At 52.5% G+C, this 16,841-nt stretch carries 16 protein-coding genes; 10 read left to right on the plus strand and 6 right to left on the minus strand.

Translation table 11 applies throughout. From position 1 onward, the window contains the following. Positions 1-55: 55 nt before the first annotated feature. From oadA to METLA_RS0114150, 4 genes are all read left to right on the plus strand, one after another. A complete protein-coding gene (gene oadA, locus METLA_RS0114135) occupies positions 56-1,891 on the plus strand; it encodes a sodium-extruding oxaloacetate decarboxylase subunit alpha (protein ID WP_024299163.1) in 1,836 nt (611 codons plus the stop codon). A gap of 2 nt (positions 1,892-1,893) precedes the next feature. Then, complete coding sequence (locus tag METLA_RS0114140; protein ID WP_024299164.1) at positions 1,894-2,895, plus strand: L-threonylcarbamoyladenylate synthase; 1,002 nt, start codon at positions 1,894-1,896, stop codon at positions 2,893-2,895. 177 nt (positions 2,896-3,072) lie between these two features. Next, entirely contained in the window at positions 3,073-4,374 is a 1,302-nt protein-coding gene (bioA, locus tag METLA_RS0114145; protein ID WP_024299165.1) for an adenosylmethionine--8-amino-7-oxononanoate transaminase, read from the plus strand. A gap of 258 nt (positions 4,375-4,632) precedes the next feature. Then, a complete protein-coding gene (locus METLA_RS0114150) occupies positions 4,633-5,142 on the plus strand; it encodes a YkgJ family cysteine cluster protein (RefSeq protein WP_024299166.1) in 510 nt (169 codons plus the stop codon). 207 nt (positions 5,143-5,349) lie between these two features. On the opposite strand, the gene METLA_RS22105 is transcribed toward METLA_RS0114150, so the two are convergent. After that, complete coding sequence (locus METLA_RS22105) at positions 5,350-5,682, minus strand: hypothetical protein (RefSeq protein WP_084480148.1); 333 nt, start codon at positions 5,680-5,682, stop codon at positions 5,350-5,352. 1,192 nt (positions 5,683-6,874) lie between these two features. Here METLA_RS22105 and METLA_RS0114170 point away from each other — a divergent pair. Genes METLA_RS0114170 through METLA_RS0114180 form a run of 3 tightly spaced genes read left to right on the plus strand, consistent with a single transcriptional unit; the run spans position 6,875 to position 9,818 of the window. Next, positions 6,875-7,414 (plus strand): ABC-three component system protein, encoded by a 540-nt coding sequence (locus METLA_RS0114170; protein WP_024299169.1) that lies wholly within the window; start codon positions 6,875-6,877, stop codon positions 7,412-7,414. Then, a complete protein-coding gene (locus tag METLA_RS0114175) occupies positions 7,408-7,923 on the plus strand; it encodes an ABC-three component system middle component 5 (RefSeq protein ID WP_029646679.1) in 516 nt (171 codons plus the stop codon). Before METLA_RS0114170 ends, METLA_RS0114175 begins: the two co-directional genes overlap by 7 nt. Beyond that, on the plus strand, positions 7,920-9,818 hold the full coding sequence (locus METLA_RS0114180; protein WP_024299171.1) for an AAA family ATPase: 1,899 nt from the start codon (positions 7,920-7,922) through the stop codon (positions 9,816-9,818). Before METLA_RS0114175 ends, METLA_RS0114180 begins: the two co-directional genes overlap by 4 nt. Positions 9,819-9,834: 16 nt before the next feature. On the opposite strand, the gene METLA_RS0114185 is transcribed toward METLA_RS0114180, so the two are convergent. Further along, entirely contained in the window at positions 9,835-10,743 is a 909-nt protein-coding gene (locus METLA_RS0114185) for a sulfotransferase domain-containing protein (protein WP_024299172.1), read from the minus strand. Between the two features lie 224 nt (positions 10,744-10,967). Here METLA_RS0114185 and METLA_RS0114190 point away from each other — a divergent pair, with 224 nt between their 5' ends. From METLA_RS0114190 to METLA_RS0114205, 3 genes are all read left to right on the plus strand, one after another. Next, positions 10,968-11,651, plus strand: coding sequence for an SDR family oxidoreductase (locus METLA_RS0114190; RefSeq protein WP_024299173.1), 684 nt, complete (start codon positions 10,968-10,970; stop codon positions 11,649-11,651). Between the two features lie 73 nt (positions 11,652-11,724). Continuing rightward, positions 11,725-11,928 carry a hypothetical protein gene (locus METLA_RS0114195; protein ID WP_024299174.1) on the plus strand — a complete coding sequence of 68 codons (204 nt, stop codon included), beginning with the start codon at positions 11,725-11,727 and terminating at the stop codon, positions 11,926-11,928. Positions 11,929-12,100: 172 nt separating this feature from the next. Next, entirely contained in the window at positions 12,101-13,279 is a 1,179-nt protein-coding gene (locus METLA_RS0114205) for a coiled-coil domain-containing protein (protein WP_024299175.1), read from the plus strand. A gap of 242 nt (positions 13,280-13,521) precedes the next feature. On the opposite strand, the gene METLA_RS0114210 is transcribed toward METLA_RS0114205, so the two are convergent. Genes METLA_RS0114210 through METLA_RS0114225 form a run of 4 tightly spaced genes read right to left on the minus strand, consistent with a single transcriptional unit; the run spans position 13,522 to position 16,526 of the window. Next, positions 13,522-13,713, minus strand: a complete 192-nt coding sequence (locus tag METLA_RS0114210) for a CPXCG motif-containing cysteine-rich protein (protein WP_024299176.1) — start codon at positions 13,711-13,713, stop codon at positions 13,522-13,524. A 2-nt stretch (positions 13,714-13,715) separates the two neighbouring features. Continuing rightward, a complete protein-coding gene (locus METLA_RS0114215) occupies positions 13,716-14,546 on the minus strand; it encodes an SDR family oxidoreductase (protein ID WP_024299177.1) in 831 nt (276 codons plus the stop codon). A 4-nt stretch (positions 14,547-14,550) separates the two neighbouring features. Beyond that, on the minus strand, positions 14,551-15,150 hold the full coding sequence (locus METLA_RS0114220; protein WP_024299178.1) for a DUF4124 domain-containing protein: 600 nt from the start codon (positions 15,148-15,150) through the stop codon (positions 14,551-14,553). Between the two features lie 50 nt (positions 15,151-15,200). Then, entirely contained in the window at positions 15,201-16,526 is a 1,326-nt protein-coding gene (locus tag METLA_RS0114225) for a POT family MFS transporter (RefSeq protein WP_024299179.1), read from the minus strand. Between the last annotated feature and the right edge of the window lie 315 nt (positions 16,527-16,841).

Consider the following 16,841-nt stretch of genomic DNA (forward strand, 5'->3'; position numbering starts at 1 on the left):
GTGCCTTTTGTGTTTTTCGTGGACAATGCATAACATCAGCTAATAAGACTCAACGATGCAAAAAGTACATATTACCGACGTGATTCTGCGCGATGCGCATCAATCCTTGATCGCGACGCGCCTGCGTACCGAAGACATGCTGCCGGCCTGCGCACAGCTCGACGAGATCGGCTATTGGTCGCTCGAATGCTGGGGCGGCGCGACCTTCGATGCCTGCCTCCGCTTCCTGAAGGAAGACCCCTGGGAGCGCCTCGCCAAGCTGAAAGCCGCGCTGCCGAAAACGCGCCTGCAAATGCTGCTGCGCGGGCAAAACCTGCTCGGCTACCGGCATTATTCGGACGATGTGGTCAAAGCCTTCGTTAAGCAAGCCGCCGAGACCGGCATCGACGTATTCCGTATCTTCGATGCGCTGAACGACGTCAGGAACCTGAAAACCGCGATCGAAGCGGTCAAGCAAAGCGGCAAGCATGCGCAAGGCACGATCTGTTACACGACCAGTCCGGTGCACGACACCCAAAGCTTCGTCGCGCTCGCGAAGGACCTCTCAGCGCTCGGCTGCGATTCGATCGCGATCAAGGACATGGCGGGGTTGTTGACGCCTTATGCGACCAGCGAGCTGGTCAAGGCGCTGAAGGACGCGATCGATCTGCCCTTGCACCTGCACTCGCACGCGACCTCCGGGCTTGCCGAAATGTGCCAGCTGAAGGCGATCGAAGCCGGCTGCCGGCATATCGATACGGCCCTGTCGTCCTGGGCCGGCGGCACCAGCCATCCGCCGACCGAAAGCCTGGTCACCGCGCTGAAAGGCACTCCCTACGATAGCGGCCTGAATCTCGACCGCTTGAAGGCAGTCAACGACTATTTTGCCGGCGTGCGCAAGAAATACCGCCGATTCGAGAGCGAATACACCGGCATCGACACCCAGGTGCACCTGTTTCAGGTGCCGGGCGGCATGATCTCGAATCTGGCCAACCAGCTGAAGGAACGCAACGCGCTCGACCGGATCGGCGAAGTCTACAAGGAGATTCCGGCCGTGCGGAAAGACCTCGGCTACCCGCCGCTGGTGACACCGACCTCGCAGATCGTCGGCACCCAGGCGGTGCTGAACGTGCTGACCGGAAAGCGCTATGAAACGATCACGAACGAGGTCAAGCGCTACCTGCAAGGTGGCTACGGCAAGGCGCCCGCGCCGGTCGATCCGGACCTGCAAAAGCGCGCGATCGGCAGCGAAGAGCCGATCGACTGCCGCCCGGCCGATCTGCTGAAGCCCGAACTCGAGCATCTGCGCGAGGCCATCGGCCACCTGGCCTTGAACGACCTCGATGTGCTGAGCTATGCGATGTTCCCGGAAGTCGGCAAGCAGTTTCTCGAACAAAGGTCGTCCGGCACTCTGACTCCGGAGCCGCTCGACATCGAGCCGGTTTCGGAAGGCGGTATCAAGAAGGCGCCGACCGAGTTCAATGTCGCCCTGCACGGCGAGTCCTATCACGTCAAAGTCACCGGCGCCGGCCCGAAGAACCAAATGCTGCGGCATTTTTATTTCATGGTCGACGGCGTGCCGGAAGAGATCGTCGTCGAGACGCTTGATGAAATCGTGCTCGACGGCGGCACCCAGGGCGCGGTCAAGAGCAACATCGCCAGCAAGCGCCGGCGGCCGACCGAACCGGGCGATGTCGGCGTGCGCATGCCCTGCAATGTGCTCGAAGTGCTGGTCAAGGTCGGCCAAAAGGTCGACGCCGGCCAGGCCGTGCTGGTCACCGAGGCGATGAAGATGGAGACCGAAGTGACCGCGCCGATCGCCGGCATCGTGAAGGCGGTGCATGTGGTCAAGGGCGAACCCGCCAACCCCGACGAAGTCTTGATCGAAATCACCCCACAGGAATCCGCTTGACGATGAAACCGATGCTCGCGGATGACGCCGCGCTCGACCTTGCCGCCGATCTCTTGCGCCAAGGGCGCCTGGTCGCCTTTCCGACCGAAACGGTTTACGGCCTGGGCGCCGACGCCTCGAATGCGCAGGCGGTCGGCCGCATCTTCGCGGCCAAGGGGCGCCCCGCCGATCATCCGTTGATCGTGCATATCGCAGATGCGAGCTGTTTGACCGATTGGGCCGAGACCGTGCCCGAGGCGGCCTGGCTGTTGGCCGAACATTTCTGGCCCGGCCCCCTGGCGATGATCCTGAAAAAGCAGCCGCAGGTGCCGGATGCGGTGACCGGCGGCCAGCCGACCGTGGGCATTCGCGTACCGAACCATCCGGTCGCTTTGAGTCTGCTCAGAAAGTTCGGCGGCGGCATCGCCGCGCCCTCGGCGAACCGTTTCTGCCGGATCAGCCCAACCACGGCCCAGCATGTCGAGGAAGAACTCGGCGACAGCGTCGATCTGATTCTCGACGGCGGTCCCTGCGAAGTCGGCGTCGAATCGACGATCATCGATTTGAGCGGCGCCCAGCCGCGGCTGCTTCGGCCCGGCCGAATCACCCGGCAACAGATCGAAGCGCTGATCGGCGTACCCTTAGTGGTCGCGGCCAAGAGCGATGAAGCGCCCGATATTCGTGCGCCAGGCCTCTTGGCCGTGCATTACGCGCCGAGTACGGCGGCGCTGTTATGCCGGACCGATGAACTCTCGGCCACACTCGCAGAACTCGACGCGCTAGGACGGCGCGTCGGTCTGATCGCCTACCATCGCCCGATTCGTCCGCTGCATCTGGAACATATCCTGTACATGCCGGAAGCCGCACACGACTATGCGCAGGCGCTCTATGCGGCCTTACGCGAGATGGATAATCTTCAACTGGATATGATCGTGGTCGAGCAGCCGTCCGAGGGCGATGCCTGGCAGGCTGTCAACGATCGGCTGCGTAAGGCGACCGTGCCTGCATCAACTATCTTTGGCTGATTCATGCCGGTTACCGTGAAAATCGAAAAGCGAATGGTGGGAGCGACGCCTACGTCGCGATTAAAGGCTCCAGTCGCGACGTGGGCGTCGCTCCCACAGACGAGTTTCATTTGCGGGGTGAGGAAATCCCTCTCATGGCAAGTCGCAGTTGCCGAGAAGGCTGAGGTAAGAGGATAAATGCCGCACACACTTTTCAACGCAGAAGCCGGACTCGCCTTCGACCGCGCCCACATCTGGCACCCCTACACCTCGATGACCGCGCCCGACCCGGTTTACCCGGTCGTCTCGGCCAACGGCGTGATGATCAAACTCGCGGACGGCCGCGAATTGATCGACGGCATGTCGTCCTGGTGGTCGGCGATCCACGGCTACAACCATCCGGGCCTGAACGAAGCCGCGACCGAACAGCTCGGCAAGATGGCGCATGTAATGTTCGGCGGCCTGACCCATCCGCCCGCGATCGAACTGGCCGAACGCCTGCTGGCCATCTGCCCTCCGGGTCTGGACAAGGTGTTTTTCTGCGACTCCGGCTCGGTCGGCGTCGAGGTCGCCTTGAAGATGGCGCTGCAATACTGGCAGGCGCAAGGCCGAACCGAAAAGCACCGTTTCATTGCACTCGGCGGCGGTTACCACGGCGACACCTTTGGCGCGATGTCGGTCTGCGATCCGGTCACCGGCATGCACCATCTGTTCCAGTCGGTGCTGCCGAAACACCATTTCGCGCCCCGCCCCGCTTGCCGCTTCGGCGAAGCCTGGACCGGCCGCGACAGTGAAGGCCTCGAAGCCTTATTGAAAGCACACGCCGGCACCTGCGCCGCGCTGATCCTCGAACCGATCGTGCAGGGCGCGGGCGGCATGTGGTTTTACCACCCCGAGTATCTGAAGGCCGCGCGCGAGCTATGCGATCAATATCAGGTGCTGTTGATTGCCGATGAGATCGCGACCGGCTTCGGCCGCACAGGGAGTTTGTTCGCCTGCGAGCATGCGGGCATCGCGCCCGACATATTATGCGTCGGCAAGGCCCTGACCGGCGGCTATCTGAGTCTTGCGGCCACGTTATGCACAAGCCAGATCGCCGAAACGATCTCGAACGGCGAGGCTGGCTGTTTCATGCATGGCCCGACCTTCATGGGCAATCCGCTGGCCTGTAGCATCGCCTCGGCCAGCATCGATCTGCTGCTGTCTTCCGACTGGCAAAACCGCGTCAGCCGAATAGAGGCCGGGCTCAGCAAAGGCCTCGCTCCATGCAGAGACCTGCCGGGCGTCGCCGATGTCCGAGTGCTCGGCGCGATCGGCGTGATCGAGATGACGGCTCCCGTAAAGGTCGCGGCCGTGCAGAAATTGCTGATGGAAAGCGGCGTCTGGCTGCGGCCCTTCGGCCGCCTGATCTATACGATGCCGCCTTACATCATCAATGAAACCCAACTGGAACACCTGACCTCGGCAATACATGCCACCATCAAGCAATTGAGCGATTAGCCGTTTATCTGGTTCCCACGCGCTGCGCTACCGCCATTAAGTTAAGGCGGTTATCTCCCTCTCCCTTCGGGAGAGGGTCGGGGTGAGGGGAATAAAATAAGGAAAAATACTTTATTTTGATCCCCTCATCCTAGCCTTCTCCCGGAGGGAGAAGGGACCGGCCATCCTTAACTTAATAGCAGTGACGCGGCGCGCGGGAACGAGATGAACCCTTATCAAGACTTTTTCAAAACGCGGTCAAATAGGTCCAATACCAAGATGAGTATACTCACCCAACTCCATGCCGATATCGAAGCGCGCGTACAGGCCATCCGGGGCGATCATCCCGATTGGCTATGCCGCATGGGCTGCGACGGCTGTTGCCGACGGCTCGCCGAAATCCCCCGGCTCACTGCGGAGGAATGGGATTTGCTGCGGGAGGGACTGGCCGCGCTGCCACCGGAGCAGCTTCGGGAAATCGGCCTGAACATCGCCGCGCTGGCCGAGCAGACATCGCGCCCCATTGTCTGTCCTCTCCTGGATCAGTCGGCGGGAGCCTGCCGGGTTTATGCTCACCGCCCGGCGGCTTGCCGAACTTACGGGTTCTACGTCCAGCGCGACAAGGGGCTTTATTGCAAGGACATCGAATCGCGCGTGTCCGGCGGAGACTGGGCCGAGGTGGTGTGGGGCAATCAGGACGCTATAGACCGCCGTCTCAGCGGTCTGGGAGATAGCCGTGATTTAACCGAGTGGTTCGTGAGCTGGAAGAAGGGCGGGGACACGATTTGAAAGCGTGTAGCCCGGATGAAACGCAGTGAAATCCGGGATCACCGAAGCCCGCAGTTACCCGGATTCGCTGCGCTACATCCGGGGCTACTTGGCTACATTCAGCTGAATAGCCGATTTCGACCCTAATAAGCCACGCCCCCATTTTTAATGGCCATCATCAACAGTATTCTCCAGAATACTGTAAACCACGCTAGAAATTATTCCCTGTTATTTTTTTTTATAAAAATTACTGGTGTAGCAAGACATAAGCGCGCCCCTAACCAATGCAACATCATTTTGTTGATAGAGTTTACTATTCTTATCGCTCAGGGTAGGCATAAGATTTTTAGTTTCATCGGAAATATCTCTATCGCTAAAAACTTCATCAGCTACACAATTACAGTAAGAGTTAGCCTGTTCTGTAGGACGTGTAGAACTCTCCTGCTTTATACAGTTATTAATGAAAACTGGCTTAACCTTGTATGTATCACTATTATCTCCACTACATGCCGACAAATCGATACATAAAGCCGCTATAAACACTAAAATTTTCTTATTCATTTCATTCCTTATTATTGGTTATTATTATGGGGAAATTGTATTTACTTTTTAATTAAACAGGGTGGACGATGAGTTGATCGTATGAAGATACTATCTGCAAGTGCTTTCCACAAGGACTCGCGCAATGTTTGGTCTAAAGGGATTATTATATCATGCCAGATTGCGATGCAACCGGTATTGTTTTGGGTAGTCACACCAAAAAATAACGGGAGTCAAAATTAGAATTTTCTCGTAAACTGAAACGTAGGAAATTCTACATGAAAAAAATCAGGTAGGTCGGGCACGCTTTTTGTGCCCGACATTCGAAGCCTCAATATCGCGTAATACGTTTTCCTTTGCTACCATTCCATTTCTGGCGGCCATATGTCTGGCAACGATAAAGCTGTTGTCCGGCCTACTCGGCTTGCCGCACATACGGATTCTACGTCCAGCGCGACAAGGGGCTTTGCTGTGCAAGGACATCGAAACGCGCGTGATTGTCGGAGACTGGTCCGAGCTGGTGTGGGGCAACCACGACGCTATCGACCGCCGTCTCTGCGTTCTGGGCGATGTCCGCGAATTGACAGGGCGGTTCGCGCGTTGGAAGGAGGGCGTGGACATGGATTGAACTGGTCCTATCGATCTTCAGCCCTTCAATTCATATCCTTAAATTTCGGTTGATGTCTTATTTCGGTCATTTAAGATGTACCTTTTAGAATTATCCAAGCCCATTTATGATCATAAAATGCATTTTATATCATATAGATAATTTATCGTTGAGCCTCCATTCTTGACAATGAAGCGGGAAACGGTGTACGTTAGACTTGTCTGTGTAATAACTTGTTATTTGCGCTGCAGTAGTCATGGCAAGTCTTATTAGGGCAACAAAATTTTAATAAATCAATTAGAGGAGGAAGGTAGCTTTTATGGATAGCATATGGTCCGATATTATCAAAGCTACTGGTTCGGTAGGCGTAGTAGCATTTCTCATATATTTCGTTCTGGGTCACGTTTACAGTGATCAAATTGTGGCATTGTTTGGCAGTGATAAGCTATTCGCATTAACAGTCATTGTCATCGCAGCCCTCCTTATTGTCCTTTTAGTCTCCATCCTCAAGTCAAAAGAAAAAACGGAGCCCTCTCACCCATCTGACGGGCCGAAAATTACATACAGCGGTAACTCGACTCATAACGGAGATAATAATTTCTAGTTATGGACGTAGGTGCACAGTATCAAAGCCAAGCCAACCACATAGGCGATAATAACTTTATCCCTCTCACTAGCCTTGAGACAGCTATAGAACAAGTTAAAAAAGCGTGCCGTGGCGAAGACAAACTGGTTGAAATTCTTGATGATTTAGTTGAATACATAACAGATCATCCTGAACGAAAGATCGTAGGATTACAAAAGAAGCTAGAGAATGGTAACCGGCATGATTTATTTGCTCGAGCTAGTTTTCTCAAGAACAAGTTTGCTCGGCGTGTTGCGAAAAATCAGATGTCGGTTACTGAGCAACAGGTATACATCCAGATTCTTTCAGCGATCAATACAACTTGGTATCAAATCATCCATCCCAAAATTATTTCTGGGTCGAATAATCATGAAGTTGATCAACTGATATTCGATAACCTGATAAAGCCCATTCATCAGGCGATTGTCAGATTTGATTCTACTATAACATCAGAAACAGTATGTGGAATGCTTTATTTTCTAACTGGAAAATGCCACCTTATTTGGGAGCCAGAATGTTAATGTATCATCCAGCACAAGATATTAATCACTGTGTTTTTAGAACATTACTTCTTCTCGAGCACACTGTCCATGAATATATTGACCTTGATTTGTATCGGTTGCTTGATTTTTATATTGTTTTCCCTCACATGCTAAAGCATATTAGCCCGCTCCCTACTGAACTGCGAATTTATAAGCGCTTACTTACAAAAATACCTGATCCGTTCGAATCCATGCGTAATACGAAGCGCATCCTGTATGAGCTTGAATCTTTACAAACAGTAGCTCTTCACAGCCTTATAGCAAAGCAGTTAATCGATATCGACAGTTATAAAGCTAAACGTGTTAGACGTACATCTGCACCAATTCCAGAAGAGCTTAACGCGGCAATTCAATCTTCCGAACAAGCTCAGAATGAGTGGTTCCGTATGGTGGTAAACGAACTCCCAATTATTAATTTTGGCGGCAAAAATGGTCTAAAAAAGAGGACTGGCTTGATGGAGTTTAGATATGACATGGACACACAATGAGCCACTCTAGATTATTAGTTAATCGATTTGTCATTTGTAAGTCAGGTCACTTCGTTTATGACCAACGGTTTCATAGTGGTGTAAACATTATTCGTGGTGTTAACACAACAGGCAAAACAACGATCATAGATTTACTTTCCTATGCTCTTGGGGCGGTTATAACTGAGTGGACTCAAGAGCAGCTCAGTTGTGATTGGGTCATGGGAGAGGTGGCGATAAATGGCGTTATTTTTTGCCTTAAAAGAGACATCACTGACAGCGGGCAAGCGAAGATGTCTATTTTCGAGGGGAAATTCGATAATGCTCTGAATTCTGTCACAAACTGGACGCAATATTCTATGCGTCGGAGCGATGAACGCCATAGCTTTTCTCAACAAATCTTCGAATTACTGGGTTTACCAAGACACAAAACGGATGATTCTAAAAATTTAACATTACATCAGATCCTTCGCTTGATGTATGTAGATCAACTTTCTTCAACAACGAAACTCCTTAAAGAAGACAAGGAATTTGACAATGCCACTTTTCGGCGAGCTATTGGTGAATATTTATTAGGTATTGATGACCTTGAGGCGCTCAACTTAAGGCAAGATCTGTTGGCTGCCAACAAAGACTTCGAAAAGCTGAATGGTGAACTTAATGCTATTTATCGGCTATTTGGGCGTGATGTAGCTCAGTTTAACATGCAAGCACTGAACCATGAGATTGCAGAAATTGCCTCCCGACTAGAAGAGCTCAAAGGTCAGAAAACGGAAGTATTACGATCTAAATCAAAAGATCTAAACGAACAGGCAATTGCAAAAGCTAACTCGCTTCAGAATGAGGTAGACCTATTATCTTCAAAAAAACAGACGCTAGAGACAACTAAAGCTGATGTTACAATTGAATTGATTGAAACCGAGTTGTTCATTCATTCACTTTATGACAGAAAGGCAGCTTTAGAACAATCAAGGCTTGCATTTTCTTCCCTGGGTGGGGTCCATTTTAAGTACTGCCCTGCCTGTTTAGAGCCGATTTCTGACCAGAAACATTCAGGTTGCCGCCTCTGTAAAACAGAGCATCATGAGAGCAGTCGGGATGTAGCCTATGTTCAAATGTTAAATGAATTGAACTTCCAAATCCGAGAAAGCGAAGCGCTCATAAAGGAGTTCAGAGAGACTTTAGATAACATCAATGGGCAACTGCCTATTATTAATCGGGGACTTGAAGAAGCCAAGTTTGAATATCAAGATTTGGAGGTAACGGCAGAATCAAAAAATGCAATGATAGCGGAAATAGCATCTGAAATGGGTTTTTGTAAAAGCCAAATACTCGCATTGGAAGGGCGTAGGGAACATATAAACAAAGTCGAATCTTTGCGCCAAGAGAAAGAAAAAGCCAATAAGCGTATTCAAAGTCTGCAAGATAAGCTCGATCAGATTAATGCGAGTCAGGCCGATAGGTACAACAAAGTTTATTATTCAATAGAATCCAAAGCTAGCCAATTATTAGCTAAAGATGGTAGTTATGAGTCAACTTTTGATGCAGTAGAGGAAGTTAGCTTCGACTTCGCTAAAGACAAAATGTTTGTAAATGGGCGTAGCAAGTTTTCGGCAAGTTCGATGGTCATAATGAAAAACAGTATACGTTTAGCAATTTTTTTGTATGCTGTCGAAGACAAGCTCACACGCCTACCCAACTTCTTGATTATGGACAACATCGAAGATAAAGGGATGGTTGCTGAACGTAGTCAGAATTTTCAACGAATCATAGTTTCAGAGTGTGAAAAGTTAAATAACGATTATCAGCTAATTTTTACAACCTCAATGATTGCCCCAGAGCTGAACGATACAACTATGTGTGTTGGCCCATTTTATGAAAAAGGCATGCACACGTTAGATTTTAGTGGAAAATGATCTAACCGGCATAAACTCATAAGCTTTGCCCGGTCGCCAGCCAATGCGCACATTCCGGCCCCAGTTCCCGAACCGCGCGCGCTTCATATGCGGCCGATTCCTCCATGCTCAACACATCCTTCCAGCGCCCGTTCACGCCCTTATGAATGAACACCTCGGCCCCACCGTCCCAGCAGGCGCCGCCCAACGGAACGCTATTCGCCGCGTTCTTTTTCATCCAGTCAAACGAACAGTATTCGACGATCGAATCCCAACGGGACTCGTCGATCGGAATGTCGAGAAAACGGGCGATGCGGCGCATCTCGGCAGGCGCGTCATGCTTCAGGTTGTTGAAATGCACGAACAGGCAATTAGGCAGGTTACGGTATTGCCACCAGGTGCGCACATTTTCCCAGAACGGCCAGAACGGATGGCCGTCCCGGTCCATCCAGTCGCGCCAATAGTCGCGGATGTCGGCGGGCGGCGGCGCGATCGGCGGGCCGACCCGGCCCGGCGTATCATTGAGCAAGTCGTACCAGAGCTGATTGGCATTCGCATGGTGATTGTACATACTCCAGACCACATCCCGGCCGTCGCGCGCGATATAGATGTATTTCGCTTCGGGCGAATAAACCAGCGCATCGAGCGGCAGATGCGTCTTGATGAGTCGGCGGTGCGTCTGCGCCGCGAGCATGGACAATTTGACGTCCTTGGCCGGTATGCGCAGGTCCAGCCAGGGCGACATCTCCGCGACCTGCAAACTCGGATCGCCGTTGAAAACCAGCTGTGCGACGATCTGCTGCATCCAGGTCGTGCCGGCTTTTGCATAGGTCGCGATGATGATGTCGTCGTTCCGAAAGGCAAAGTCGTTCCAGACGGTCGAATCGAAATGATGATTATGCAGTTCTCGGATTTTGGCCGGCCATGAGTGATATGCTGTCGACATGGATACTTTTGGAATTTCGGTTAAGGGAAAAATCAGGTAGCATTGCAGCATAAACGCAAGCAACGCAGCCTGAGACAGACCGATAACTTTACGGTTAGACTCTCCTCCTGTCAATCAACACAATTAAAGTCAATCCAGGCTAAAATTTACTGTTTGCAGAACTTTTTTAAAATCGTATCCGTCTTCCTTAATAACGCATAATTACAATAGAAGGCACACAATAGATGAGTACAGTATTGGTAACCGGCGCGAACCGGGGTTTGGGATTGGAGTTTTGCCGGCAATATGCCGCCGATGGCTGGAACGTCTTGGCCTGTTGCCGGCATCCGGAAAAGGCCGACAAATTGGCCAGCCTTGCCAATGTGCGGGTGCTGCCGCTGGATGTGACCGATTTTGCCCAGATCGACCGGCTGGCAAAAGAACTGAAGGATACCCCGATCGACGTGCTGATCAACAACGCCGGCGTATTCGGCGACAGTCCAGGCCTCAGCTTCGGACAGCTGGATTATGCGGCGTGGACCCGCACCCTGCTGATCAATACGCAGGCGCCGGTCAAGATGGCCGAAGCGTTCCTGCCGCATCTGCAGCGCGGCAAACTCAAAAGGCTGGTGTCGATCAGCAGCCAAATGGCCAGCATCGCCGACAACGGCAGCGGCGGCAGCATTTTGTACCGGACCAGCAAGGCCGCGCTGAATGCGGCGATGAAGAGTCTTGCGATCGATCTGAAAGATCTCGGCATCGGCGTGTTCATCTTGCATCCGGGCTGGGTCAAGACCGACATGGGCGGGCCGAATGCGCTGATCGACGCGGAACTGAGCGTGATGGGCATGCGGCGGGTGATCGCGGAATCGACGCTGCAGCAGAGCGGCGGTTTTTTGAGGTTCGAGGGTTCGGTTTTGCCTTGGTAAATTTGTCACGATCCTGTCACGGAGCCGGCCTATACTGAAATAATTATTCATTATTGGTCTGAAAGGTGACGTTATGTTGCAGATATTGACTGACATAAAAAGCAAGTTTTCTCCGAACCCGGTCTGGCAGGATTTCGAGCAAATCAGCGACAGCTTCGATCTGGCGCTGAGTCCTGAAGTGCTCGGCTGGTTCGAACAACAAAACGGCCATACGACTGCCCGCAACAAAAGGATTAACGGCGCCGAGCTGGACGAATACGAATTATCATTGAGCTAACCCCCCAATCCACCTGCCTCATGCAGACCGGATTTGCTGCGCCCCCCTTCGCCGAGAAATCCGGTCTGTATTTTTTTATTGCAATTCATGCGCGATTTTGCTCGCTGACATGATTTTTCCGCCATAAACCACAAATTGATACAATGGAAATTCCATTGCTTCCATCGCTATCATGTTGCCCAACGACCCTAAAATCATCCGCATTGCCCAAACCTCGGCCACCAAGGAACTGTCAAAGACCCAAAAGCAGTTCAACAACCTGATCAAAAGAATCGAGACGCAGAAACAGGCGCTGCTCGAATGGCAGGAAACCCTGCCGGTTTACAATCAAAAAGTATCCAGCGAATACGAGGTGCTTTGGGATGCGTACAACCAACATCGCGTCGACCTGGTTTATCTTCTCGATCGCGCCCATGGCGACAAGTCGTTCACCAAAAGCGACAAAGCCAAAATCACACACATCCTGACCGAATTGGCCGAGGAGTTGATTCTCGAACACGGCAAGGACGAGTTGAAGGAAGTGTATAACAAACACAGCGAAGACGACATCGATGCGGCGCAGGAGGAAGCCGATGCGATGGCTGGGGAACTGATGAAATCGATGATGGGCGGCATGTTCGGCATCGACATCGACATCGACGACGATATCGATGTCAGCTCCCCGGAAAAGCTGCGCGAATTCATGCAGCAAAAAATGCAGGAGGCCGAGGCCGAGCACGTCGAACAGCAACGGCAGGCCGAGGAAAAGCGCGCCGAGCGCAAAAAAACGAAGAAACAGCTCGAAAAGGAAGCCAAACAGCAGCAGGAAGCACAGAATATCAGCCAGTCGATCCGCGAAGTGTACCGCAAGCTGGCCGGAGCCTTGCATCCCGACCGCGAACCGGACGCAGAGGAACGCGAACGCAAGACCAAACTGATGCAGCGCGTCAACGCCGCCTACGAAAAAAAGAATTTATTGGAACTGCTGGAATTGCAGCTCGAAGCCGAGCAGATCGATCAGGAACATCTGAACACGATCGCCGAAGACCGCCTCAAATATTTCATCAAGATACTGAAGGAACAAGCGCGCGAGCTGGAACAGGAAGTGATGGGCTATCAGATGGAATTCAATCAGCGCATGAATCGTCCGCCTCTGGCGCGGCTGAATCCGAAAACGCTAATAATGTCGCTGGAGATGGATATCCGCTCGTTGCGCAGCGACATCGGCAGGCTGAAAGACGAGATCAAGCTATTCAAGAACACGCCATCCCTGAAGGCATTTTTAAAATCCTACAAGATTCAGAGAAGTCGGCCGGCGGATGATTTCGATGATTTTATCGGCGGCTTCCTGCATCCGGATAATTTTAGATAAAACTCACTTCATCATTCCCACGCAGAGCGTCACTGCCATTAAGTTAATGGCGGTTATCTCCCTCTCCCTTCGGGAGAGGGTCGGGGTGAGGGAAATAAAATAAGGAAAAATCCATTATTTTGATCCCCTCGGCAATAGCTCCTGCATCCTTGCAGTCGTCATCCTAGCCTTCTCCCGGAGGGAGAAGGGAACCGGCCATCCTTAACTTAAGGACAGTGACGCAGAGCATGGGAACCATTCCCTCATTCATCTTCCCGCTTGATGTCCAGCATCAGCTCGCCGGCCGCATCCTCGGACAGGATGAACAGGATCGGCCGGCAACACACCGAACAGTCCTCGTAATAACGCTGCGGACCGGCCGAGGTATCGACCAGCACATCGAGCGGCTCGCCGCAATACGGGCAATCAATCACAATCTCGTCAGGTTCCAGCATGTTCACACCTTGAGCAATAATTTGTCGAGCCAGGCATAAGGCAACAGCCGTTTCAGCGTGCCGAACAGATAAGTCGGAAAGGTCACATAATAACGGATTTGCGGCCGTTTCGCTTCGAGCGCATGCACGACTTTTTTCGCGACCGCCTCGGCAGGCAGCGTGAAAGGCACTGCCGCACCTTCCTTTTGCAGACGCGCTTCCATCGCCAGGTATTTGTCTCGATGCGCGCTGTGCTCGATGACGATATTTTGTTTGTATAGCGCGAACGAATTTTGCCGGAAGTGACTCAGGATAGGCCCCGGCTCGATCAGCGAAATGTGAATGCCGGTGCCGCGCAGTTCCAGGCGCAAGGTATCGGCCAGCCCTTCGAGCGCGAATTTGCTCGCATTGTAGGCGCCGCGGTAAGTCAATGCGACCAAGCCCAGGACCGAGCTGTTATAGATAATGCGGCCGTGGCCTTGCTTGCGCATCACCGGAATGATCAGGTTGGTCAATTCGTGCGTGCCGAACAGGTTGGTTTCAAACTGGAAACGCAGCACCTCGCGGCTCAAGTCCTCGACCGCGCCGGGCTGGCCGAAGGCGCCGTTGTTGAACAGCGCATCCAGCTTGCCGCCGGTCAATGCGAGCGCTTTCTCGACCGCCTGCTGGATACTGGCGCTGTCGGCCAGATCCAATTGCAGCGCGGTGAAGCCTTCGGCCTGCAAGCGGGCGACATCGTCGGCCCTGCGCGCGGTCGCGATGACCGTATGGCCGCGCTCTTTCAGCACCTTTGCGGTCGTATAGCCGATGCCGGTCGAACAACCGGTGATCAAAATGGTTTTTGTTGCGTTCATCGGATTATTCGGATTTCAGTTCCTGCTCGGTGAAATAATATTTTTTTGCGCTGCTGCAATCGACCAGGAACACCAGGGCGTCATCCGTGCTCTTGCTGTTCAGTTCGGCCGCTTCGACCCTTCCGCATTGGTTGGTTGCCAGGGCTTTTTCGGCCGCGAGGCGTCTGAAGCGCTCGATGTCCGGCAGCCGAGCCGAGAAATTTTGCACCAGCGCCGGCAATTGCTCCGGATCGTAAGGCGGTATCGCAAACGCCGAGTATTTTAACGGGTTATTCTTGATCAGAAACTGATTTTTTGCGCTTTCGTCTTTTGCGGCCTGTTTCAACTTCGCCAGCTTCTCGGCCAGTTTTTGTTCCTGCTGTTGTTGTTCGGTCAATTTGGCCTGTGCTTCCTGCTCTTTCAGCTCTTGCTGTTTTCTTTCCTGATTCAGATCCTTGGTGACGCCGGTCTTGATATCGACCTGCACATTGCCTTGCCCGCCCAAACAGGCCTGCGCTTTATATACGATTTTGCCGGTTTCGTCGGTGCATTTATAAACCCCTGCCGTCGCCGAGAGCGTCGCGAGCGAACACAGGCCGCCGAATAAAATAATACTGAGTTTCATGGTGATTTTCGCCTATCCGGGAGTGAAATAGACATTGATTATAGGCGAATTCACCGGCATGAAGTATGCGCCGGATCTCTATTTTCCAGCCTTCGCGCGAACAGCATGAACAGCAGCGCGGTAGCCAGCATCAAGCTGGTAAAGAACCAGAAATAAGCGGCGCCGGACAGCTGAGCGCCGGCGTCCAAATGTTGCAGCAGAAAATTGATCGCGCTGGTGAAGAGATTGCCGAGCGACACCGACAAAAAATAAGCCGCCATCACCAGCGATTTGGCCGATTTCGGCGCCTCGGTATAGGAATATTCAAGACAGGTGATCGACACCATCACTTCGGCCGCGGTCATCAACAAATAAGCCGGCAACTGCCAGACGATATGGACTCGCAGGCCCTGATCAAGCTGCATTTGAATGACTGCCGGAATCGCAAACGCCAGCACGGCCAACAGCAGGCCCAGCGCAATCTTGGTCAACGCGGTCAATTGGATGTGGCGGTTCAGGAACGGATAAACGCGATAGGAAAAGCAGGGCGTCAGCAGCATGATCAACAGCGGATTCAAGGCCTGGATCTGCGAAGACAAGAGTTCGGCGTCGCCGATGCGCCTATCCATCTTCTCGGCCTGCAATACCCAGGACGAGCCGATTTGTTCGAACAGCGCCCAAAATACTGCGATCAGCGCATAAATGATCGCCAACTTGCCGAGTGCCGGCCAATTCAAATCCTTGACCAGCTGCTGACCTGCCGGCGGAATTTGCACGAAGCGGCGGCGCCCCGACCAAAACACCCCGGTTGCCAATAACATCAACACACCCGGCGCGGCAAATGCGGCCGACGAGCCGGCATGATCGAGCAGCCAGGGCACGATCAGCATCGCAAGGAATGCGCCGAGATTGATCGCGACATAAAACCAGCCGAAAACCCTGCCAAGCAGATGCGCATTGCCGCTGCCGAATTGATCGCCGACATGGGCGGATACGCAAGGCTTGATGCCGCCCGCGCCGATCGCGATCAAGCCGAGGCCAAGCGCCAGTCCCAAGCGGGTGTCGTCGACGGCCAGGCTCAAATGGCCGAGGCAATAAATGAGCGACAACACGATGATCGTCCGGTATTTGCCCCAAAAAAAGTCGGCTAGCAAGGCACCGAACACCGGCATCAGATAAACGGCCGCAACAAATAAATGGAAATAACCCTGCGCTTCCTGTTCGGTCATCGGGTCGCGCTGTCCCGACGCATTCATCAGATGCTGGGTCATGAAAATGACCAGAATCGCGCGCATGCCGTAGTAGCTGAAGCGTTCGGCCGCTTCGTTACCGATGATGTAGGGAATGCCTTTTGGCAAAACTATTGATGTATCTTGTTGATTTTTATAGGACGCCATGTTTTTCTTCACAATGATGCTGGCGCAGTAATCGTAACAAAATGAAAGATTTAAAATCTATTTATTACTATTAGCCTGAAAAATGGTGTGGATAAGTCAAAATAACACAGACTTATCAACAGGTTGTTTTGCAGGGTAAGCTGTCGTTAAGATGGCGGTCAACGTGTTGATGGGTTGTGGATAAGTGTGTGCATAATTTTGTCCACAGGTCTGTCCACAGCAAATACCGCTTTTTCCCACAGACTTACTCTCTATGATTGCCGACCTGAAACGGGATAGAATATTGAACCATTGCCGAAAAACGCGTTCATACGG

Source organism: Methylomicrobium lacus LW14, assembly GCF_000527095.1.
Lineage (GTDB): Bacteria > Pseudomonadota > Gammaproteobacteria > Methylococcales > Methylomonadaceae > Methylomicrobium > Methylomicrobium lacus.